Origin of the sequence: Nocardioides flavus (ex Wang et al. 2016) (assembly GCF_014653115.1) — a bacterium.
Lineage (GTDB): Bacteria > Actinomycetota > Actinomycetes > Propionibacteriales > Nocardioidaceae > Nocardioides > Nocardioides flavus.
Map to the genome: position 1 here is coordinate 1 of NZ_BNAD01000035.1, position 1,079 is coordinate 1,079.

A 1,079-nucleotide genomic window follows, 5' to 3' on the forward strand; every position below is an offset into this window, starting at 1 on the left:
GCGAGGATGTCGGCGCGAGCAGCGTCGAGGTGGTCGTGGACCTCGGGCAGTTTGCCGTCGACGTAGTCGAGCAGCCGGTCGAACTGGGCATGGACAGCGGGACGGTCGGGCTGGTCGTAGACCGAGTGCAGCATCGCCTTGACGGCCGGCCACATGCTCTTGGGTGTCACGCTCATGAGGTTCGCGGCGTAGTGGGTGCGGCAGCGCTGCCAGGAGGCTCCGGGCAGGTTCGCTGCGATCGCCTCGACCAGGCCGGCGTGGGCATCGGAGGTGACCAGGCGGACCCCGCTCAGGCCGCGGGCGACGAGGTCGGCGAAGAACTCGTTCCACACCGGACCGGTCTCAGCGGTGGCCACGCGCATGCCGAGGACCTCGCGGTGCCCGTCGCCGTTGACGCCGGTCGCGAGCAGCACCACGGCGTTGATCACGCGGCCTCCCTCGCGCAGCTTCATCGTCAACGCGTCGGCGGCGACGAAGGTGAACGGTCCGGCGGCATCCAATGGCCGGTGCCGGAACTGCTCGACGTGTTCGTCGAGCTCGGCTGCCATCCGCGAGACCTGTGACTTCGACAGGGAGTCGATCCCCAGCGTCTTGACCAGCTTGTCCATCCGCCGGGTGGACACCCCGGCGAGGTAGCAGTCGGCCACGACAGTGATCAGCGCCGCCTCGGCACGTTTGCGGCGCTCGAGCAGCCACTCCGGGAAGTAGGTGCCCTTGCGGAGCTTGGGGATCGCGACGTCGATGGTCCCGACCCGGGTGTCGAGGTCGCGGTGGCGGTAGCCGTTGCGCTGGCTGACCCGGCCTAGGGTGGGGCGGCCGTACTCGGCGCCGACCACGGCATCGGCATCGGCACAGAGCAGGGCGTTGATCATCGTCTGCAGCAGATCGCGCATCAGATCGGGCGATGCTTCGGCGAGTGCTTCGCCAAGCAGACGTGCAGGGTCGACAATGTGGGGAGCGGTCATCGTGATGGTCCTCGAGGATTCGGTAGAAGGTTGACTCGAAGGATCACGCGGTGGCCGCGCCTACGTCCGACGTACACGCCGGTGACGATCTCGGCGACCGCGCTACACCACTAT

Annotated in this window: 1 protein-coding gene; it reads right to left on the bottom strand. The window is 68.0% G+C overall.

The features are described 5' to 3' along the window. The coding region (locus tag IE200_RS20475) for an IS256 family transposase (RefSeq protein ID WP_191281342.1) at nt 1–965 on the bottom strand (965 nt) is incomplete at its 3' end. Nucleotides 966–1,079: the final 114 nt, after the last annotated feature.